The sequence below is a fragment of the Microbacterium gallinarum genome, from assembly GCF_014837165.1.
GTDB lineage: Bacteria > Actinomycetota > Actinomycetes > Actinomycetales > Microbacteriaceae > Microbacterium > Microbacterium gallinarum.
In genome coordinates, this window is record NZ_JACSPM010000004.1 from 192829 (window position 1) to 213138 (window position 20310).

15 protein-coding genes are annotated in these 20310 nt (G+C 70.7%); 10 read left to right on the top strand and 5 right to left on the bottom strand.

The features are described 5' to 3' along the window. Positions 1-60: 60 nt before the first annotated feature. A complete protein-coding gene (locus tag H9622_RS12745) occupies positions 61-315 on the bottom strand; it encodes a hypothetical protein (RefSeq protein ID WP_191766788.1) in 255 nt (84 codons plus the stop codon). Positions 316-811: 496 nt separating this feature from the next. Here H9622_RS12745 and smc point away from each other — a divergent pair, with 496 nt between their 5' ends. After that, positions 812-4351, top strand: a complete 3540-nt coding sequence (gene smc / locus H9622_RS12750; protein WP_191766789.1) for a chromosome segregation protein SMC — start codon at positions 812-814, stop codon at positions 4349-4351. 6 nt (positions 4352-4357) lie between these two features. Here the strand turns inward: smc and H9622_RS12755 are convergent, their stop codons facing one another. Then, complete coding sequence (locus H9622_RS12755; protein WP_191766790.1) at positions 4358-6970, bottom strand: DUF4062 domain-containing protein; 2613 nt, start codon at positions 6968-6970, stop codon at positions 4358-4360. A 54-nt stretch (positions 6971-7024) separates the two neighbouring features. Between H9622_RS12755 and ftsY the strand changes: the two genes are divergently transcribed. The 3 genes from ftsY to H9622_RS12770 all read left to right on the top strand — a co-directional run bounded on the left by ftsY (position 7025) and on the right by H9622_RS12770 (position 8923). Further along, a complete protein-coding gene (gene ftsY, locus H9622_RS12760) occupies positions 7025-7897 on the top strand; it encodes a signal recognition particle-docking protein FtsY (RefSeq protein WP_191766791.1) in 873 nt (290 codons plus the stop codon). 89 nt (positions 7898-7986) lie between these two features. Then, the gene (locus tag H9622_RS12765) at positions 7987-8487 is read left to right on the top strand and encodes a DUF2004 domain-containing protein (RefSeq protein WP_191766792.1); all 501 of its coding nucleotides are present in this window, start codon (positions 7987-7989) and stop codon (positions 8485-8487) included. A gap of 4 nt (positions 8488-8491) precedes the next feature. Then, positions 8492-8923, top strand: a complete 432-nt coding sequence (locus tag H9622_RS12770; RefSeq protein WP_191766793.1) for an MSMEG_6728 family protein — start codon at positions 8492-8494, stop codon at positions 8921-8923. A 26-nt stretch (positions 8924-8949) separates the two neighbouring features. Here the strand turns inward: H9622_RS12770 and lipA are convergent, their stop codons facing one another. Then, complete coding sequence (gene lipA / locus H9622_RS12775) at positions 8950-9975, bottom strand: lipoyl synthase (protein ID WP_191766794.1); 1026 nt, start codon at positions 9973-9975, stop codon at positions 8950-8952. Beyond that, positions 9972-10613 (bottom strand): lipoyl(octanoyl) transferase LipB, encoded by a 642-nt coding sequence (gene lipB / locus H9622_RS12780; RefSeq protein ID WP_191766795.1) that lies wholly within the window; start codon positions 10611-10613, stop codon positions 9972-9974. The genes lipA and lipB overlap by 4 nt, the downstream gene beginning before the upstream one ends. An 87-nt stretch (positions 10614-10700) precedes the next feature. Between lipB and H9622_RS12785 the strand changes: the two genes are divergently transcribed. Beyond that, complete coding sequence (locus H9622_RS12785) at positions 10701-11690, top strand: TetR family transcriptional regulator (RefSeq protein ID WP_191766796.1); 990 nt, start codon at positions 10701-10703, stop codon at positions 11688-11690. A 50-nt stretch (positions 11691-11740) separates the two neighbouring features. Beyond that, on the top strand, positions 11741-13297 hold the full coding sequence (gene ffh / locus H9622_RS12790; protein WP_191766797.1) for a signal recognition particle protein: 1557 nt from the start codon (positions 11741-11743) through the stop codon (positions 13295-13297). A 35-nt stretch (positions 13298-13332) separates the two neighbouring features. On the opposite strand, the gene H9622_RS12795 is transcribed toward ffh, so the two are convergent. Then, on the bottom strand, positions 13333-14496 hold the full coding sequence (locus tag H9622_RS12795) for a glutamate--cysteine ligase (RefSeq protein ID WP_191766798.1): 1164 nt from the start codon (positions 14494-14496) through the stop codon (positions 13333-13335). Positions 14497-14690: 194 nt separating this feature from the next. Here H9622_RS12795 and rpsP point away from each other — a divergent pair, with 194 nt between their 5' ends. The 4 genes from rpsP (at position 14691) to H9622_RS12815 (ending at position 20249) form a co-directional block, all read left to right on the top strand. Continuing rightward, positions 14691-15122: a 30S ribosomal protein S16 gene (gene rpsP / locus H9622_RS12800; protein WP_191766799.1), complete on the top strand. Its 432-nt coding sequence runs from the start codon at positions 14691-14693 to the stop codon at positions 15120-15122. 4 nt (positions 15123-15126) lie between these two features. Further along, positions 15127-15357 (top strand): RNA-binding protein, encoded by a 231-nt coding sequence (locus H9622_RS12805; RefSeq protein ID WP_055965452.1) that lies wholly within the window; start codon positions 15127-15129, stop codon positions 15355-15357. A gap of 1 nt (position 15358) precedes the next feature. Further along, positions 15359-16006 carry a ribosome maturation factor RimM gene (rimM, locus tag H9622_RS12810; RefSeq protein WP_191766800.1) on the top strand — a complete coding sequence of 216 codons (648 nt, stop codon included), beginning with the start codon at positions 15359-15361 and terminating at the stop codon, positions 16004-16006. Positions 16007-16124: 118 nt separating this feature from the next. Further along, positions 16125-20249 carry a bifunctional nitrate reductase/sulfite reductase flavoprotein subunit alpha gene (locus H9622_RS12815; RefSeq protein ID WP_191766801.1) on the top strand — a complete coding sequence of 1375 codons (4125 nt, stop codon included), beginning with the start codon at positions 16125-16127 and terminating at the stop codon, positions 20247-20249. Positions 20250-20310: the final 61 nt, after the last annotated feature.

The window sequence follows — 20310 nt, forward strand, 5'->3', positions numbered from 1 at the left end:
ACGACGATCTCGACCCGGGCGGGATCCGCCGCGGGGGGGGGGGGGCGGACCCGATGGCCGTCACGGCCGCGGCGCGAGGAGAGCCTCGCGGAGGTAGGCGTGCTCACGCGCGGCGTTCGCGGTGCCCACACGGCGCGCACGAGCGTGACGCTCGCGGTCGTCGGTCAGCCGCGGAGTCCGGCTGCCCCAGATCAGAAGCCACAGGCCGAGGTGGAGGGCGATGCGGTCGACGACGGGGGTACGGGTGTCGCGGCTCTGAAGCCGCAGCGTATCGGGGACGCCCGAGGGGCGCTGCGGCGCAAAAGTGGTGTTCATGAGGATTGTTCTCTTCCGGATGGGTGGAGGTGGATGCCCGGAACCACGCGCGGTCGGGCGGGGATGTCATGCCGCAGCATGACGGGGATGACGGCAGGAAGATGCGCTCAGCACCCGGTCTTCGGGGCGGCGCAGGAGGATCGTGCCCTGGAGAGGGCAGAGTTCTCCCCTGCGGGGATCAGCTGGCGGTGTGGAAGCCGCTGTTCTGAGTGGCGCCGAAGGAGCGGGTCCCCGACGCGCAGACACGAGCCGCAACGCCGGTGGGCGTGGTGACTCCGGTGGTGTTCATTTGCATCATTTCGGGGACCTCCTTTCTCGACTTCTAGACGCGGAGAGTGACACTAGCGCGGTCCGATGGTCGACGTCAAGCGTTTTCGCAGATTCGCCGAACGACGGGCGTGTCGCGACTGCTGCGGAGTGTGCGGCTCGCCTCGCGGGGGAAAGCAGAGACCTCGGGTAGCGTAAGGCGGTAGTCGACCGGGCTGGAGGACGATAGATGCACCTGAAGAGCGTGACGCTCAAAGGGTTCAAGTCGTTCGCGCAGCCGACGACGTTCGCGCTGGAACCCGGCGTGACGTGCATCGTCGGTCCCAACGGATCCGGCAAGTCCAACGTCGTCGACGCCCTCGCCTGGGTCATGGGCGAGCAGGGCGCGAAGACCCTCCGCGGCGGGAAGATGGAGGACGTCATCTTCGCCGGCACCGCCACCCGCGGCCCCCTCGGCCGCGCGGAGGTGCAGCTCACGATCGACAACGGCGACGGTGCGCTGCCGATCGAGTACTCCGAGGTCACGATCAGCCGGACGCTGTTCCGCAACGGGGCCAGCGAGTACGCGATCAACGGCGAGGTCTGCCGGCTGCTCGACGTGCAGGAGCTGCTGAGCGACTCGGGCCTCGGCCGCGAGATGCACGTCATCGTCGGACAGGGTCGCCTCGACAGCGTGCTGCAGGCGTCGCCCGAAGACCGCCGTGGCTTCATCGAGGAGGCTGCGGGGATCCTCAAGCACCGCCGGCGCAAGGAGAAGACCCTTCGCAAGCTCGAGGCGATGGAGGCGAATCTCACGCGTCTCAGCGACCTCGCCGGCGAACTCCGCCGACAGCTCAAGCCCCTCGGCCGCCAGGCGGAGATCGCCCGCGAGGCAGCGACGATCGCTGCCGTCGTGCGCGACGCGAAGGCGCGCCTGTTCGCCGACGAGATCGTGGGCCTGCGCGCCCAGCTCGCGTCCCACGCTCAGAACGAGCACGAGCGCCACGCCGAACGGCTCGTGCTGCAGGACCAGCTCGACAACGCCCGCACCCGCATCGAGCTCCTCGAGGCGCAGCAGCGCTCGGAGGGCGTCGACCAGGCTCGTCGCGTCACGTACGGGCTGGAGCGCGTGCAGGAGCGCCTGCGCAGCCTGTACGCCCTCGCCGGCCAGCGCCTCGCCCTGCTCGGCGAGGCCGAAGACGACGACCGCATCGAGCTCACCACCGTGTCGCAGGCGATGATCGACGAGGCCCGCAGCGAGATCCAGGAGATCGCGGACGGACTCGGAGGCGCGCAGGATGCTGCGGCCGAGGCATCCCGCGATGTCATGCGCGCCCGCGCCGAGCTCGACGCGCTCGACGCCGACATCTCCGCCCAGAGCGCCCTCGTCTCCGAGCACGACATGCGCATCACTGCGCTGCGCGGATCCGCCGACGCCGCCGAGTCCGCCCTCGCCGCCGTCCGGGCCGCCGTGGAACGGCAGCAGCGGGCCCTGGACGCGGCCCTGGCCCGGCGGGCCGAGGCGGAGGAGACCCTGGCGGGCGTCGATCCCGATCTCGTCCCCGAGGGCTCGGCCGCGGAGTACGCCGCCGCCTATGAGCGCACTCAGCGTGACGCCACCGACGCCGAGGCCGAGGTGGGCGCGCTGCGGGAGCGGCTGCACGCGGCCGAGCGCGAGGTGGAGGCACTCACCGCCCAGACCTCGGCGCTCGGCAGGGCTCTCGACGGGCGCAACGCGGCCGCCGAGATCGTCGAGCGCGGCGCCGCCGGTGTCCGCGGCCTTCTCGGCGACGCGGTGAAGATCACCGCCGGGTACGAGGCGGCGATCGCCGCAGCCCTCGGCCCACTCGTCGAGGGGATCCTGGTCGACAGTCGCGAGCACGCCGTCGAGACCGCGCGCCTGGTGCGCGACGGCGACCTGGGCACCGTCGACATCGCGATCGCCGACAGCGGCGCCTTGGCGCCCGCCTTCCCGTCCATCGCGGGCGTCGTCCCCGCGGGCGACGTGGTCTCCGCGCCCGATGGCGTGCTCGGCATCCTGTCGTTCGTCGTGATCGCCGACGATCTCGACGCAGCCCTCGCCGCCGGACCCGCGATCGCCGCCGCCGACGTGGGCGGTCCCGTCACCGTGGTGACGAGGTCGGGCGAGGTCGTCACCGAGTACACCGTGCGCGCCGGCTCGGGGCAGGGCCGCTCCCGTCTGGAACTGGCGGCGGAGCGGGATGCCGCGGCCGAGCGTCGGGACGAGATCACCGTGGTGGCGGACTCGCTGCGCGACGCCTTGTCCGACGCGACGCGGGCGCTCGAGGCCGCACGGCACCGCACGAAGGCGGCGCTGACGACCCTGCGCGAGCACGACGCGGCACTGGCCGCGCACACCGAGCAGGTCAACCGTGCGACCGTGCGATACGAGGCCGCCGTCGCGGAATGCGACCGCCTCGCGGCAGGCCTCGCGCAGGCGGCGTCGGCCGTGGAAGACGCGGAGGCGTCTGCCCGATCGGCCGGCGACCAGCTCACCGCGGCGCTCGAAGCGCCGCGGCCCATCCTCGACGCGTCGGCGCGCGACGGCATGCTCGGAGCGCTCGAGGCGGCGCGCGATGCCGAGATGCGGGCGCGTCTCGACGTCGAGACTCTCAAGGAGCGCATCCGCGCCGGCGAGGCCCGGGTCGCGGGACTGGAGCGGCAGCGCGAGCGCGAGCGTGAGGCCGCCGCCGAAGCGGCGCGTCGCGCCGTCGTGCGGCGCGCGCAGCGCGAGACGGCGGCAGGAGTCGCTGCCCAGCTGCCCGCGGTGCTCGACTCGGTCGAGCGATCGCTCGCGCAGGCGCGGTCCGAGCTCGCCCAGGCCGAGTCGGAGCGCACCGCGCTGACGGCCGAGCTAGGCGAGCTGCGCCGGCAGGAGGCCCAGGCCCGCGAGCGTCTCGCAGGACTCACCGAGACCGTCCACAGCCTGGAGCTGCAGATCCACGAGAAGCGCCTCCACGTCACGGGAATCCTCGAGCGGGTGAGTTCCGAACTCGGACTCGACGAAGACATTCTCGTATCGGAATATGGTCCCGATCAGCCTGTTCCAGTCGAATCCTCGGCGGAGGACGACGAAGACGCCGGGGCCGAGGCATCCGTCCCGTGTGATCGCGCGCAACAGCGCCGACGGCTTCAGGAGGCCGAGCGCAAGCTCACACAGCTCGGCCGGGTCAACCCGCTCGCCCTCGAGGAGTTCGCGGCGTTGGAGCAGCGCCATAAGTTCCTCACCGAGCAGCTCGCCGATCTCACGCAGACCCGCAAGGACCTCATCACGATCATCGAGGAACTCGACGAGCGGATGCAGGTGATCTTCCTCGCGGCGTTCGAAGACACCAAGACGGCGTTCGGGGAAGTGTTCCCGATCCTCTTCCCGGGTGGTTCGGGGAGCATCTCGCTGACCAATCCGGACGACCCGCTGACGACAGGCATCGAGGTCGCTGTGCGGCCGGTCGGCAAGAAGATCGAGCGGCTCTCGCTGCTGTCGGGCGGTGAGCGCTCGCTCGCAGCGGTCGCGCTGCTGACCGCGATCTTCAAGGCGCGCCCGAGCCCGTTCTACATTCTCGACGAGGTCGAGGCTGCGCTCGACGACGCCAACCTCGGTCGCCTGCTCGGGGTCTTCGAGCAGTTGCGCGAGTCGAGCCAGTTGATCGTCATCACGCACCAGAAGCGCACGATGGAGATCGCCGACGCCCTGTACGGGGTCTCGATGCGCCAGGACGGTGTCTCCGCCGTCGTCGGCCAGCGGCTGGGGGAGCGCGCTGCGAGCTGACGAGGGTTACGCTCCGGCGGGCGCGCCGACGGCCTCGCGGACCACCGCCATGGCCTCGGTCAAGCGCAGGGCGGTGCCCGCGTCGTAGGCGCGGTCCCACTCCGCGGGGGTCATCTCGGCGCGGACTCGGCGGCGAAGGTCCTCCTCGTGACCGCGCGAGTTCGGCCACGGCGCGACGCCGGTGCGCCGGCGCAGACCGTCGATGGCGCCGACGGCGGTGGCAGCGGGCTCGGCTCGCCCCTCGGCGAGTGAGAGATCGCCGAACGCCGCGAGGATGAGGCTCGCCGAGAGCGTCACCGTGCGGTCGTCGTCGAGACGACTCAGCAGTCGGCGCAGGCGATCGCGTGCCGCCTCCGTGGCGTCGGAGCGCACGTCCATGATCGCGAGGTGGGTGAGCCCGGCGGCCGTGAGCCATTGGATGTCGAGCCGGCCGCCGAACTCGTCGACTTCCATGAGGTAGCGACGGGCACTGTCATCGTCGCCGAGCGCCATGCGGAGCATGCCGATCGTCAGCGCGGCGGCGGCGACGAACAGATCCTCCCGCGATGCGTAGCCTGCGTAGGCGGCCTCGGCGGACGCGAGCGCACCGTCGAGATCGCCGCGCAGGGGACGCACCCAGGAATCGGCGAGCAGAAGGGCATCACGAAGCTCGGGATCGCGGAGCGCCGCCATGCGCTGCGCGATCGCGTCGACCGCATCCAGCGCGGCCTGATCGTCGCCGACCTCGGTCGAGGTGACCGCGATGGTGAACAGCAGCTCGGTCTCGGCTCTCTCGTCGAGGTCGCCGGGGCGCACGACGCGCTGCAGCTCTCCGGCGAGATGCCGCGCCTCCGACATCCGGTCGTAGACCTGCCAGTAGAGCCAGAGGGCACGGAAGAGGTGGGGCAGCCTGGCGATGTCGTGGGCGAAGAACCAGCGGATCGCCGCTCGGAGGTTGTCCTCGTCGGTGTGAAGTCGCTCGCCCCACGCCGACCGATCCGCGGCGTCCACGTCGCTCTCGGCCAGGTCGGCGAAGTGACGTGCGTGGCACCGCTCCGCTTCGGCGCGGTCCTCGCCGGTCAGCAGCTCGGCCGCGTACTCGCGTACCGCGGTGAGCATGCGGAAGCGCGGCTCATCCTCGCCGAGGGTCACCACGACGAGGCTGTTGCCGACCAGCAGATCGAGCAGGTCGAGTGCGGCGTCGTCGTCGAGCCCGGCGACTGCGGCCGCCGCGGAGACGGTCCACCCGCCGACGAAGACCGACAGTCGGGACAGCAGCCGCCGCTCCTCCTCGCCCAGAAGGCCGACGCTCCACTCGACGGTCGCGCGCAGTCCGCGCTGGCGCTCGGGCAGGTCCACCGGTCCGCTGCCGAGCGCGTCGAGCACGTTCTCGAGGCGCGCCAGCACGGCGACCGGATCGAGCAGCCGCGTTCGCGCCGCGGCGAGCTCGATGGCCAGCGGGAGGCCGTCCAGCCGCTGGCAGATCTCGAGCACCGCTCGGATGCTGCGGGGCGAGGAGTCGACGCGACGCCCGACGGCGTCGGCACGGTCGAGGAAGAGCTGCACGGCGGGGAGCAGGAGCGCGTCGTCGATGCTCGCTCGGTCTCCCGGCTCGCTGCCCGTCTCGAGCGGCGGGAGCACGTACTCGTGCTCGGCGCGGAGGCGCAGTGCGATGCGGCTGGTCGCCAGGATCTTCAGGCCGGGACAGGACGCCAGCAGGGCATCGAGCTCGGGTGCGACAGCCGTGACCTGCTCGAGATTGTCGAGGATCATCACCGTCGGCCGCGACGAGAAGTGGTCGACGAGGATCTCCCGGATCGACCGCGTGCCCTCGATGACGACATCGGCAGCCGAGGCGATGCGCGGGAGCACCTCACCCTCGTCGGTGGCGTCGGCCAGCGGCACGAAGAGCAGGGGAGGGTCGGCGGCCGCCAGCGCTTCGCCGACGGCGATGGCGACACGGGTCTTGCCCATCCCGCCCGGTCCCGTGACGGTCACGAGGCGCACGTCGGCGGCCCGCAGCAGGGTCACGACCGCGGCGACGTCGTCATCGCGCCCGACGAGCGATGTCGCGGGGAGGGGGAGCGTCCGGCGCGGCGCGACCGCCGCAGGCGCGTCGGCCACGGCATCCGTGCGCGGCGCCGCGGCCGCACGCGCACTGCTGACGAACCGCTCGCTGAGCAGCAGTGCGAGGTCGTCGCGCACAAGCCTGCCGAGCTCGCGCGTGCTGCGGAACGTGCGGTACGCGTCCGTCCCCTGCGTGCGGATCTCGTCGATCATCGCCTCGAGGCGAGGCTGCCGCTCGGGTGCGGGCGCCTTCAGGTACAGCAGCCGCGGGCGCCCGCCGGAGAGCCGGAACTCATCCTCGAGGCCGGAGATGTCCATCCCTGGGCCGACCCAGCCGTAGCTCTCCCAGTACAGCCCGATGAACACGTCGGACTGCGCGAGATAGGCGCGGTACAGCTCCTGAGGCGGATGCGGCCGCGCGCCCAGTTCGAACATCACCGGGGCGAGCCCGAGCGACGTGATCGCCCGGGCGACGGCGGCCCGTTCCTCTGCGAGTTCGGCCAGCGTCGAGCTGACGAAGACCCGCAGGCGCTGGTCCGGCGTGCGGATCACCGCACTCTCGTCGGGCGACATTCCCTCATCATGCCGTGAACGCCGACGCCGCGCGCGGTGAATAGGCTGGACCCCATGGCTGAAAGCTCCTGGTCGCTCGGTCGCGCGCTGCGCGGCATGTTCGTCAAACCCACGATCGACGAGACCACATGGGACGACCTCGAGACGGCGCTCATCACCGCCGACTTCGGACCGGACATCTCCGAGCGCATCGTCGAGGAGCTGCGCGAGAAGGTGGACCGCTTCCGCACGACCGATCCGAAGGACCTCCAGCGCATGCTGAAGGAGACCCTCGAGGAGCACTTCGCGAAGTTCGACACCACCCTGCGCCTCACCGAGCGTCCGGCGGTCGTGCTCGTGGTCGGCGTGAACGGCGTCGGCAAGACGACGACGATCGGCAAGTTCGCGAAGTTCCTGCAGCGCTACGGACGCTCGGTCGTCGTCGGCGCGGCCGACACGTTCCGCGCCGCCGCCGTCGACCAGCTCGCGACGTGGGCGGAGCGCGGCGGTGCCGAGATCGTGCGGCCGCAGCAGGAGGGCCAGGACCCGGCATCCGTCGCCTTCCAGACCATCGACTACGCGAAGCGCACCGGCACCGAGATCGTCCTCGTCGACACGGCGGGACGCCTCCACACCAAGGGCGGGCTCATGGACGAGCTCACGAAGATCCGGCGCGTGATCGAGAAGCAGGCGCCCATCAGCGAGGTCCTGCTGGTTCTCGACGCGACCACGGGGCAGAACGGAGTGATGCAGGCGCAGGCCTTCCTGGAGCACGCGGGGGTCACCGGTCTCGTGCTCACGAAGCTCGACGGCTCGGCCAAGGGCGGCTTCGTCCTCGCCGTCCAGGAGCGCACCGGCATCCCCGTGAAACTGCTCGGTCAGGGCGAGGGGATCGGTGACCTGACGGGGTTCACGCCGCACGTTTTCGCGGCATCCCTCGTCGACTGAGGACGCCGTCCGATGACGCGCACGTAACGGATCCGCGCGACGCGCGGCAAGGGCTACCGCCTGAGCGCGGAGGCTGGTTTCATGGGGTCATGGCGATCGAGCACGACTACTTCGGCCTCCTCGAGTCGGGTCCCGACGGTTCGATCTTCTGGTCCGAGAGCGTCGAACTGGGAGATCAGGCGGTGACGGTCGACTTGACCGCGCCCGACCAGGACGACGTGTCGGAGACGGCGCTCGACGTCGCGGCCGGTCTCATCTCGGCGATCGAGGACATCGACCGCAGCGCCCGCAATTCGATGGTGAACGAGCTGAGCGATCGCACCAGCGAGGTGACCGAATACATCCTCCAGCAGCAGGACTCGCTGGGGGACGATCTCGAAGATCTCCTCGTCGACATCTCCGGCGATGTGCACATCGACGTGATCCGGTCGCTGCAGCTGATGAGCATGACGATCCTCGCCGACGAGCACGGCGGATCCGATCCGTTCGCGGTGCTGGAGTACGCGCTCGACCCCGACGCGACCGACGATGTGCTGCTGGTGAACCTCGACTCCGAGGGCGGGGTGCTGTCGGTCACCAGCGCCGAGTGACCGGGTGCAGACCTTCCTGCCGTACCCCTCGTTCGAGGACTCCGCTGCCGCGCTCGACCCGGCCCGGCTCGGCAAGCAGCGCGTCGAGACCCTCCAGCTGCTGCGCGCGAACACCGTGCCCGACTACGGCTGGCGCCACCACCCCGCGGCGAAGATGTGGGCGGGCCGACTTCCGGCGCTCGTCGCGTACGGATTGGCGATGACGGATGCTTGGACCACGCTCGGTCGCGCCGACAGCGTCCGCGCGCAGTTGCTCGAGTTCGCGCCCGCCGTCGACGGGGTCCCGCAGTCCGAAATCGAGATGCCGCGGTGGCTGGGAGACGCGGCCTTCCACCTGTCGCACCGCTCGAACCTGGTGCGCAAGGATCCCGAGTTCTACCGACCTCGGTTCGGTGACGTGCCCGACGACCTGCCGTACATCTGGCCGACGCCGTAGCGCGCTGGAGCTCCCACCGCAGGCGGTCACACCGCCTGCGCGAACCCCCGCTCCACGTGGACGTCCTCGGCGATGTGCGCGAGGTGAGTGGGGATCTCGTGCCCCTTCGACAGCATCGACTGCGCCCACAGTCGTCCCGCGCGGTACGACGAGCGCACGAGCGGGCCGGCGAGGACTCCGAGGAAGCCGATGCGCTCGGCCTCCTCCTTGAACTCGACGAACTCCTGCGGCTTGACCCAGCGCGCGACGGGCAGGTGCCGCGGCGAGGGGCGCAGGTACTGCGTGATCGTGATGATGTCGGTGCCCGCATCGTGGAGATCCTGGAGCGCCTGCACGACCTCCTGGGGCTCCTCGCCCATGCCGAGGATGAGGTTCGACTTGGTGATGAGCCCGGCGTCGCGAGCCTCCGTCAGCACGTCGAGAGAGCGCTCGTAGCGGAACGCGGGCCGGATGCGCTTGAAGATGCGCGGCACCGTCTCGACGTTGTGGGCGAACACCTCGGGCCGGCTCTCGAACACCTCGGCGAGGAGGACGGGATCTCCGTTGAAGTCGGTCGCGAGGATCTCGACCCCCGTGTTCGGGTTCATCGCGTGGATCTGTCGGACTGTCTCGGCGTGCAGCCATGCGCCGCCGTCGGCCAGGTCGTCGCGCGCGACGCCGGTGACCGTGGCGTAGCGCAGGTTCATGCGCACGACGCTCTCGGCCACGCGGCGCGGTTCATCGGTGTCGTAGTCGGCGGGCTTGCCGGTGTCGATCTGGCAGAAGTCGCACCGGCGCGTGCACTGCGACCCGCCGATGAGGAAGGTGGCCTCGCGGTCCTCCCAGCACTCGTAGATGTTGGGGCAGCCCGCTTCCTGGCAGACGGTGTGGAGCTCTTCGGTCTTCACCAGGGCGTGGAGCGCCTGGTACTCCGGCCCCATCTTCGCCTTCGTCCTGATCCACTCCGGCTTGCGCTCGATCGGGGTCTGGGCGTTGCGCACCTCGAGGCGCAGCAGCTTGCGCCCGTCGGGTCCGCTCGCCGGGGCGGCGGGGCCGGTGCCGCACGCGCTCACGCCGCGACCTCGCTCGCGTACTCGGCCTGGAAAGCCTCGGCCACGGTTCCGATGACATCGCGCGGCGCGACGTCCGCTCCCACGATCTCACTCACCGTGGTCACGCCTGCGTCGGTGATGCCGCACGGGATGATGCCGCGGAAGCCCGCAAGGGTGTTGTCGCAGTTCAACGCGAAGCCGTGCATCGTGACGCCCTGCTGGACGCGCACGCCGATCGCTGCGACCTTGTCCTCGCCGAGCGGCCGGCGCACCCAGACGCCGCTGCGTCCTTCGACGCGGTAGCCGTCGACGCCGTGCACGCGCAGCACGTCGATCAGCACCTGCTCGAGCCGGCGGACGTGCGCCACGACGTCCACGGGTTCGGCGAGCCGCACGATCGGGTAGCCCACGAGCTGACCGGGCCCGTGCCACGTGATCTTGCCGCCGCGGTCGACGTCGATCACCGGCGTGCCGTCCGTCGGGCGCTCGTGTCGGGCGGTGCGGGCGCCGGCGGTGTAGACCGCTTCATGCTCGAGCAGCAGGAGCGCGTCGGGCCGGGATCCGGCGACGACCTCGGCGTGGATGCTGCGCTGCAGCTCCCACCCGTCGAGGTAGGGGACGTAGTCGGGGGAGACGCCCACCGTCTGGATCTCGATCATCGTGCACCTTCACCTGGGGTGATTTATGAATCGCGTCCAACATTACGCGACTGTCGACGATCCGTCGCGGCCGCTAGCGTGTCCAGGGTGAAAAGCACGGGGCGTGTGGGCCGGCCGAAGGCGTCGTCGAGGGAGACGCTCGCCGAAGCAGCCTGTGAGCTGTTCCTCGAGCAGGGGTTCGAGGCGACTTCGATCGCCGACATCACGTCGCGTGCCGGAGTGAGCCGCTCGAGCTTCTTCAACTACTTCGCCTCGAAGTCCGACGTTCTGTGGGCGGGGCTCGACGAGCGGCTGACATCGCTCGAGGAACGGCTCGCCGAGGACGACGGAGCGGATGCCTCGGCCGGCGTGCGGGCCGCCGTGCTCGCCCTCGGCTCCGAGTTCGCCCCCGACAGCCTGGCGCTCGCGATCGTCAACGCGACCGCGATGGGACTCGACAGCGAGCTCGACCGCGAAGGGGCACTGCGCCGCACCCGCATCGGGCGTGCCGTGGCGGATCGGCTGTCTCGCGGCGGCGCCGACCGGCTGCATGCGGAGGTCGCCGGCGCAGCCTGGGGCGGCGCCGTCCTCGCGGCCGTGGAGGCCTGGGCGCACGACGGTGCGGGCGTAACCTCGCTCGAGCGCTTCCTGAGCAGAGCTGCGGAAGCGGCGGGGTCCGTGACGCATACGCCGCAGCCGGGGGAGGTGCGGCAGCTGCGCGTCGTCGTGCGAGCCGCCGACTTCGATGGGGCGCTCGCCTTCTACCGCGACGTCGTGGGCATGCCCCAGTCCGAGGCGTACGAGGCCGAGGGCGGAGCACGGGTGGCGATCCTCGACGCGGGCCGCGCCACGCTCGAGCTTTCCAACCCCGCCCAGGTCGACTTCATCGACCGCGTCGAGACCGACGGCGTCACGAGCGACCCGATCCGGATCGCGTTCGAGGTCGACGACGCGGCCGGCGCGACGGACCGCCTGGCGGCCGCCGGTGCCGAGGTCGAGGCATCCGCTCGCCCGACTCCCTGGCGCTCGCTCAACTCCCGCCTGCGCGGCCCGGCCGATCTGCAGCTCACGCTCTTCCAGGAGCTCGGACCGGAGTGAGCCGCGAGCGCGGCGGGACGCGGCATCCGCTCACGTAGAATCGGGGGATCATGGCGACTTTCGGCACTCTCTCCGACCGGCTCACCGAGACCTTCCGCAACCTCCGCACCAAGGGCAAGCTCACGCCCGCGGATGTCGACGGCACCGTCCGCGAGATCCGGCGCGCGCTGCTCGACGCCGACGTGGCGCTGCCCGTCGTCAAGGACTTCACCGCCAAGGTGCGCGAGCGCGCCCTCGGCGACGAGGTGAACCGGGCGCTCAACCCCGCGCAGCAGGTCGTGCAGATCGTGAACGAGGAGCTCGTCGCGATCCTCGGCGGACAGCAGCGGCGCCTGCAGTTCGCGAAGAACCCGCCCACCGTCATCATGCTCGCCGGCCTCCAGGGTTCGGGCAAGACGACGTTCGCCGGAAAGCTCGCGCACCAGCTCGAGAAGGACGGGCACACACCTCTGCTCATCGCCGCCGACCTCCAGCGCCCCAACGCGGTGAACCAGCTCCAGGTGGTCGCCGAGCGCGCCGGCGCCGCGATCTACGCGCCCGAACCCGGCAACGGCGTCGGCGACCCGGTGAAGGTCGCGCGCGACGGCGTCGAGGTGGCGCGTCGCCAGCAGCACGACGTCGTGATCATCGACACCGCCGGACGCCTCGGCGTCGACGCCGAGCTCATGAAGCAGGCGGCCGACATCCGCACCGCGACGGATCCCGACGAGGTGCTGTTCGTCATCGACGCGATGATCGGACAGGATGCCGTCAACACCGCGAAGGCCTTCCAGGACGGCGTCGACTTCACCGGCGTCGTGCTCTCGAAGCTCGACGGCGACGCGCGCGGCGGTGCCGCGCTGTCGGTGGCCTCGGTCACCGGGCGCCCGATCATCTACGCGTCGACCGGTGAAGGTCTCGACGACCTCGAGGCGTTCCACCCTGACCGCATGGCGAGCCGCATCCTCGACCTCGGCGACATCCTGACCCTCATCGAGCAGGCCCAGCAGGCGTTCGATGAGGACGAGGCCATGAAGATGGCCGAGAAGCTCGCGACCGAGCAGTTCACGCTCGAGGACTTCCTCGAGCAGATGCAGCAGATGCGCAAGATGGGCTCGATGAAGAAGATGCTCGGGATGCTCCCGGGCATGGGGTCCATGAAGGATCAGCTCGAGAACTTCGATGAGCGCGAGATCGACCGCACGGAGGCGATCATCCGCTCGATGACCCCCGCCGAGCGTCGCAACACCAAGCTCCTCAACGGCTCCCGTCGCCTGCGCATCGCGCGCGGATCAGGCATGACGGTGACCGACGTGAACCAGCTCGTCCAGCGGTTCGAGCAGGCGGCCAAGATGATGAAGACCGTCGCCCGCGGCGGCGTGCCGAACATCCCCGGCATGGGGCCCGTTCCGGGCGCCGGCCGTCCGGGCGCGTCGTCCAAGCGCGGGAAGCAGCAGAAGGCGAAGGGCTCGCGCTCGGGCAACCCCGCCAAGCGCGCCGCCGAGAACGCCGGCCTCGCGGCGGCTCCCGCCACTCCGACGGGTTCGGGCTTCGGCCTGGGCGGCGCGAAGGGCACGCCGACCGAGGCCGACCTCGCCGAACTGCAGAAGCTCCTCGGCAAGGGCTGACGCGGGCCCAGCGCTGCGCCGCGGCGCGGGTGGGGTCAGTGGCCGAGGTTGCGGAGGTGCTCGCGAAGGGTGGGTCCTGAGCGGAACTCGCGGATGAGGTGCTGCACGACCTCGCGCAGATCGCCGTCGGCGGCGTCGGCCACCACGAGCTGACGGGCGTAGCTGGCACCCTGGCTCAGGATCGTCTCGATCCCCGAGAGCTCGCGCACGCACTTGAGCTCCACTGCGATGTCGGCCAGCTCGTCGAGCTTCGCGCGGATGTGCTCGGTCACCGGCACCTGCGTGCCTGCCCGGTCGACGATCACCCGGGCGTCGAGTCCGTACCGCGCGGCGCGCCACTTGTTCTCGCGGATGAACCAGGGCTGGAGCGTGAGGAGTTCGCGCCCCTCGTCGAGCTCGCGCGAGAAGTGCTCGACCAGCACCTGGATGAACGCCGCCAGCGCCGCCAGCTCGGGCAGCGTGGACATGCCGTCGCACGCGCGCACCTCGATGGTGCCCCAGCGCGGTGCCGGGCGGATGTCCCAGCGCACCTCGGTCGCATCCTCCATGACGCCGGTGCCCACGAGATCGTCGAGGTAGCCCTCGAACTGGCTCCACGTGTCGAGGGGCCAGGGGAGACCGGCGGTCGGGAGCTGCTGGAAGACGAGGGAGCGGTTGGATGCGTAGCCGGTGCGCTCCCCGGCCCAGAACGGGCTCGATGCCGACAGCGCCTGCAGATGCGGGAGGTAGACGGTGAGGGCGTTGATGATCGGGAACACCTTGGCGACGTCGTCGACGCCGACGTGAACGTGGATGCCCCAGATCATCATGTTGCGCCCCCACCATTGGGTGCGCTCGATGAGCTTGTTGTACCGCGTCTTGTCGGTGACCTGCTGGTCGAACCACTGGGCGAAAGGGTGGCTTCCCGCGCACAGCAGCTCGACGTCGAGCGGGTCGCTCACCGTGCGCACGGCGGCGATCGCGTCGGCGATGTCGTCGACGGCCGCGGCCACGGTCTTTCCGATGCCGCTCGTGACCTCGACGGTGTTCGTCAGCAGCTCTCCGGTGACGGTATAGCGTTCGAGCGCGGTGCTCTCCTCGAGCTCGCGCAGGATGTCGGGTGCCCGCGGGGCGAGGTCTCCTGTCGCACCGTCGGCGAGCATGAGTTCCCACTCCAGGCCTACGGACGAGCGGGCGGATGTCGCGAAGGGCACCGTCATTTCCACAGTCTGACACGCGCGAGCCTTCCGGCTGCGTGTTCGCGGCATGCGGTGTCATCTGGCAGAATAGAACGCTGGATCACCCGCTCGACCCTCTATCCAGCGCGGAGATCCTCTCTTCAGAGCTTCCGCCGGGTGTGCACCCCACTCCCCAGGCGATCAGTTCACTCACTTTCCACACATTCAGGAGAATCGTGGCTGTCAAGATCCGTCTCAAGCGCCTCGGCAAGATCCGTGCGCCCTACTACCGCATCGTCGTGGCCGACTCGCGCACCAAGCGCGATGGTCGTGTCATCGAGGAGATCGGCAAGTACCACCCCACCGAGGAGCCCTCGTTCATCGAGGTCGACTCCGAGCGTGCGCAGTACTGGCTGTCGGTCGGCGCGCAGCCGACCGAGCAGGTCCTCGCGCTCCTCAAGCTGACCGGCGACTGGGGTCAGTTCAAGGGCGACAAGGACGCCGTCTCGACGGTGAAGACCCGTGAGGCCAAGGCCGACTTCGAGGTCGACTCCTCGAAGAAGTCGGTCATCAAGCCCAAGGCCGAGAAGAAGGCCGAGGAGCCCGCCGAGGCTCCCGCCGCCGAGGCGACCGACGCGGCCGACGAGGCCGCCGAGTCCGCCGAGTAATCCGTTGCTCGCCGCCGCGCTCGAGCACGTCGTCAAGGGGATCGTGGATCACCCCGACGCCGTGCGCATCGACTCGTCCACGTCGCCCCGCGGTGACGTGCTCGAGGTGCACGTCCACCCCGACGACCGGGGTCGCGTGATCGGGCGCGGCGGCCGCACGGCCAAAGCCCTGCGCACTCTCATCAGCGCGCTCGCCGACGGCAGGCGCGTCCGCGTCGACGTCGCGGACGACTGAGGTGGCAGACGACACCGCCGGCGCGAACGCCGACTCCGCGTCGAAGGGCCCCGCACCGGCACCGTCCGGCAAGACGCAGCTGCGGGTCGGACGCCTGGTCAAGGCCCACGGCCTCAAAGGCGCGATCAAGCTCGAGCTCTACACCGACGACCCTGAGGGTCGGTTCGTGCCAGGAGCCACTTTCACCCTTCAGGTTCCCGTGTCCTCCCCGTGGCACGGCAAGCCGCTCACGGTGCGCGAGTTCCGCTGGATGAACAGCCACCCGGTGGCGTTCTTCGAGGGCGTCGACGACCGCGATGCGGCGGAGGGCCTCATTCGCGCGATCCTGTGGATCGACCAGGACACCGAGGCTCCGTCCGCCGAGGACGACGCATGGTTCGACCACCAACTCGTCGGCCTCGACGTCGTCCGTGACGGCGCGACCGTCGGACGCGTCATCCGTGTCGACCACATGCCGGCGCAGGATCTCCTGATCGTCCGCACGCCCGGCGACGAAGAGGTGCTCGTGCCGTTCGTCAAGGCGATCGTCCCCGAGGTCGACATCGCCGGTGGCCGTCTCGTGGTCACCCCGCCTGCCGGCCTCTTCGAAGAGCTTCCGGGCGACGACACCCCCGACGACACCCCCGACGCGCAGGGCACCGAGGACTGACGGCGCCGCAGGGAGCGGCATCCGCTCACTGTCCTCCTCATCCCACCGTGAGTGTGATGTGATCCGCGCGTAACACCCCGTGCCGCCCGGCGGAACATGCCTCCGCGATCATCGGGTGATGAGCACGATCGCACTTTCGGCAGGCCCGCGCCCGAGCGCGCCGCCGACCGATGTGCGGGCGGTGTGCTCGTACTGCGGCGTCGGCTGCGGGATCAGCGTCACCTCCGGGCCCGGTGCGGCCGGCGACGGCTTCGTCGTGTCGAAGGTCGCCGGAGACAGGGAACACCCCGCGAACGCCGGACGGCTGTGCACGAAAGGCGCGACGCACGTCGAGCTGATGCACGCGCCCGGGCGCATGTCGTCGGCGTGCCTGCGTCCCGCACGTGGCGAGGAGATCGTTCCGGCGCCGCTCGACACCGCGATCGCCGAGGCGGGCCGACGGCTGCGGACGATCGTCGACGAGCACGGTCCCGACGCCGTGGCGGTCTACGTCTCGGGCCAGATGTCGATCGAGGCGCAGTACCTCGCGAACAAGCTCGTCAAGGGCTACCTCCGCGGTGTGCACATCGAGTCGAACTCGCGGCTGTGCATGGCGTCGGCCGGCACCGGCTACAAGCAGTCCCTCGGAGCCGACGGGCCGCCCGGCTCGTACGAGGACCTCGACCGTGCCGATCTGTTCTTCGTGATCGGGTCCAACATGGCCGACTGCCACCCGATCCTCTTCCTGCGCATGGCCGACCGCCTCAAGCAGGGCGCGAAGCTCATCGTGGTCGACCCTCGCCGCACGGCGACCGCCGAGCGCGCCGACCTCTACCTCCCGATCGCTCCCGGCACCGACCTGGTCCTGCTCAACGGCCTGCTGCACCTGCTCGTCGCGGAGGGGGCGATCGACCGCGAGTTCATCGCCTCGCACACCGAGGGCTGGGAGGGGATGCCGGCGTTCCTCGCCGAGTACCCGCCGGCGCGCGTCGCCGAGGTGACCGGGCTCGCCGAGGCGGACATCCGCACCGCCGCCCGCTGGATCGCCGAGGCGGGCGAGTGGATGACGCTGTGGACGATGGGGCTCAACCAGTCCACGCAGGGCACGTGGCACACGAACGCGATCTGCAACCTGCACCTCGCCACCGGCGCGATCTGCCGCCCCGGCAGCGGCCCCTTCTCGCTCACCGGGCAGCCCAACGCGATGGGCGGACGCGAGATGGGCTATATGGGGCCCGGACTGCCCGGTCAGCGCGCGGTCTTCAGCCCGGCCGATCGCGCCTTCGTCGAGGACGTCTGGGGTCTCGAACCCGGGACGATCCGTGACGAGGCGGGCGCCGGGACGATCGACATGTTCCGGTCGATGGCCGCGGGCGACATCAAGGCGGCCTGGATCATCTGCACGAACCCGGTCGCCTCGGTGGCCAATCGATCGACGGTGATCGAAGGGCTCGAAGCCGCCGAGCTGGTCATCGTGCAGGACGTCTTCACCGAGACCGCCACGAACGCGTATGCCGACATCCTTCTTCCCGCCACGCTGTGGGTGGAGGCGGAGGGCGTCATGGTCAACAGCGACCGCACGATGACCCTCGTGCAGCGCGCCGCCGACGCCCCCGGCGACGCGCAACCCGACTGGCTCACGATCTGCCGTGTCGCCCGGGCGATGGGCTTCGACGAGGGGTTCGACTTCGAGAGCAGCGCCGAGGTGTTCGACGAGATCCGCCGGTTCTGGAACCCGCAGACCGGGTGGGACATCCGCGGCGTGGACTACGACCGCCTGCGGCAGGGACCGGTGCAGTGGCCGGCGCCCCCCGGCGACGCCGAGGCCCGGCATCCGATCCGCTACCTCAATGACGGCGTGAGCCAGGCGCCGCATCGTGATGCGGACGGCGCTACGCCGCGACTGGCCTTCGCGACGCCGAGCCGCCGTGCGCAGTTCTTCGCGCGACCGCATCTGGGGCCGAGCGAGCTGCCCGACGACGACTACCCCTGGATCCTCAACACCGGCAGGCTCCAGCACCAGTGGCACACCATGACGAAGACCGGCAGGGTCGACAAGCTCGTGCGGCTCGATCCGAAGCCGTTCGTCGAGGTGCATCCGCTCGACGCGGAGCGCCTGAGCATCGCCGACGGAGACCAGGTCGAGGTCTCGTCGCGCCGGGGTCGCGCGGTCCTGCCGGCGGTCGTCACCGATCGAGTGAGGCCGGGATGCTGCTTCACGCCGTTCCACTGGAACGACGAGCACGGCGAGCACCTGGCCGTCAACGCGGTGACGAGCGACGCGGTGGACGCGGCGTCGCTCCAGCCCGAGTTCAAGTACGCCGCGGTCGCGCTGCGCCGGGTGGGTCCGTCGCCCGAGCCGGTGACCGCCGAAGCGAGCGGGAACGGGATGCCGCAGCCCGGCGCCGCGCGGGCGGTGCTCGCCGGGATCGGCGTCGAGAGCGGGGCGGCCCCTGCGCTGAGCGTGGCCGAAGGGCAGTACGTCTCGGGCTTCCTCTCGGCGCTGGAGGTGGCGCCGGTGGCGCCGGGGCTCGTGCCCGTGCTCCCTCCGGGCGCGCCGTTGCGCGAGGTGTCGCGCGCGTGGTTCGACGGCGTGCTCGCAGGGCTGTACTCGCGAACGCCGCTCGGACTTCCCGTCTCTTCGGCGGCGGGCGTCGACGAGGTGACGGTGCTGTGGGGCTCGCAGACCGGGAACGCCGAAGAGGTCGCCTCGACGTGCGCGGCGACGCTGACGGCCCGCGGCATCCCCGCTCGGACGGTCAGCATGGTCGACATGACCCTCACCGACCTGGCAGCGGTGCGGAAGCTCCTCGTCGTCACCTCGACCTTCGGCGACGGCGGCCCGCCCGACAACGGGGCCGACCTCTGGGCGGACCTCAACGGCGACGCGGTGCCCGAGCTCGCCGAGCTCGACTACGCCGTGTTCGCGATCGGCGACTCGAGCTACGACGACTTCTGCGGCCACGGCCGCGGCATCGACACGCGCCTCGGAGCGCTCGGCGCGACCGCGCTGCTGCCCCGCGTGGACTGCGAGCCCGACTACGCCGAGCCGGCGGCGGCGTGGCTCGAGGAGGTCATCCGCACGCTCACGGCGGGGGAGACGGCATCCGTCGCCCTCGTCGACACCGCCCCGCCGCCGACGCGACGTCTCTTCACTCGCGGGAACCCGGTGCTCGCGCCGCTCGTCACGAACCGGCTGCTCAGCGGCCCGGGATCGGCCAAGGAGGTGCGGCAGCTCGGCTTCGATCTGGCGCGCGCGGGCGTGACGTACGAGGCGGGCGACTCACTCGGCGTCGTATGCGCGAACGCACCGGCGATGGTGGCCGAGTGGCTCGAGGTCACCGGGCTGTCCCGGCACGCGATCGTCGAGGTGGAGGGGCGCGAACAGTTCCTCGAAGACGCCCTCGCCGAGCTCGACATCACGCGCATCGGCGCGGACCTGCTCGCGTTCGTCGCCGAGCGAAACCCCGACCCCACGCTGGCGACCCTCCTGCGGCGCGAGAACAAGGGACGACTCGAGCAGTACCTGTGGAGCATGCACGCCGTCGACCTGCTGCGCGCGTTCCCGGTGCGGGCCGAAGCGGGGGAGTGGATGCCTCTTCTCAAGCGTCTGCAGCCGCGTCAGTACTCGATCTCATCGAGCCCCAAGACGTCTCCCGACGAAGTGCAGCTCACCGTCTCGGTCGTGCGGTTCGAGACCGAGACCGGGAGGCGGCGTGGCGGGGTCGCGTCGACCTTCCTCGCCGATCAGGCCGACGCGGCGCCGGTGCCCGTCTATCTGCAGAAGTCGCCGCACTTCCGCCCACCCGCCGTCGGGGACGCTCCCATGATCATGATCGGTCCCGGCACGGGGATCGCGCCGTTCCGCGGGTTCCTGCACGACCGCCGCGCCGACGGGCACACCGGGCGCAACTGGCTGTTCTTCGGCGAGCAGCATGCGGCGACCGACTTCTACTACCGGGAGGAACTCGAGTCGATGCGGACGGACGGGTTCCTCACCCGCCTCGACCTCGCCTTCTCGCGCGACCAGCGGCAGAAGATCTACGTGCAGGACCGCATGATCGAGCACGGACTGGAGCTCTGGCGATGGCTGGAGAGCGGCGCGCACCTGTACGTGTGCGGCGACGCGAGCCGCATGGCCAAGGACGTCGACGACACGCTCGTCACGATCGCTCGTCGGCACGGCGGCCTGTCGGAGGACGCGGCGGTCGACTACCGCAAGGGGCTCGTCGCCCAGAGGCGCTACGTGCGCGACGTGTACTGACCGGCTGAGGTCCCGGGACTCGCGGCACACGGCGAGGGGGGGGGGGGGGGGGGGCGGGGGG

Coding starts and splice junctions, on each gene's coding strand:
- H9622_RS12755 (WP_191766790.1), bottom strand. CDS start 6,970: ATGTCGCCCGACGAGAGTGCGGTGATCCGCACGCCGGACCAGCGCCTG.
- H9622_RS12795 (WP_191766798.1), bottom strand. CDS start 14,496: ATGACGGTGCCCTTCGCGACATCCGCCCGCTCGTCCGTAGGCCTGGAG.
- lipB (WP_191766795.1), bottom strand. CDS start 10,613: ATGATCGAGATCCAGACGGTGGGCGTCTCCCCCGACTACGTCCCCTAC.
- smc (WP_191766789.1), top strand. CDS start 812: ATGCACCTGAAGAGCGTGACGCTCAAAGGGTTCAAGTCGTTCGCGCAG.
- H9622_RS12765 (WP_191766792.1), top strand. CDS start 7,987: ATGGCGATCGAGCACGACTACTTCGGCCTCCTCGAGTCGGGTCCCGAC.
- ftsY (WP_191766791.1), top strand. CDS start 7,025: ATGGCTGAAAGCTCCTGGTCGCTCGGTCGCGCGCTGCGCGGCATGTTC.
- H9622_RS12745 (WP_191766788.1), bottom strand. CDS start 315: ATGAACACCACTTTTGCGCCGCAGCGCCCCTCGGGCGTCCCCGATACG.
- H9622_RS12815 (WP_191766801.1), top strand. CDS start 16,125: ATGAGCACGATCGCACTTTCGGCAGGCCCGCGCCCGAGCGCGCCGCCG.
- ffh (WP_191766797.1), top strand. CDS start 11,741: ATGGCGACTTTCGGCACTCTCTCCGACCGGCTCACCGAGACCTTCCGC.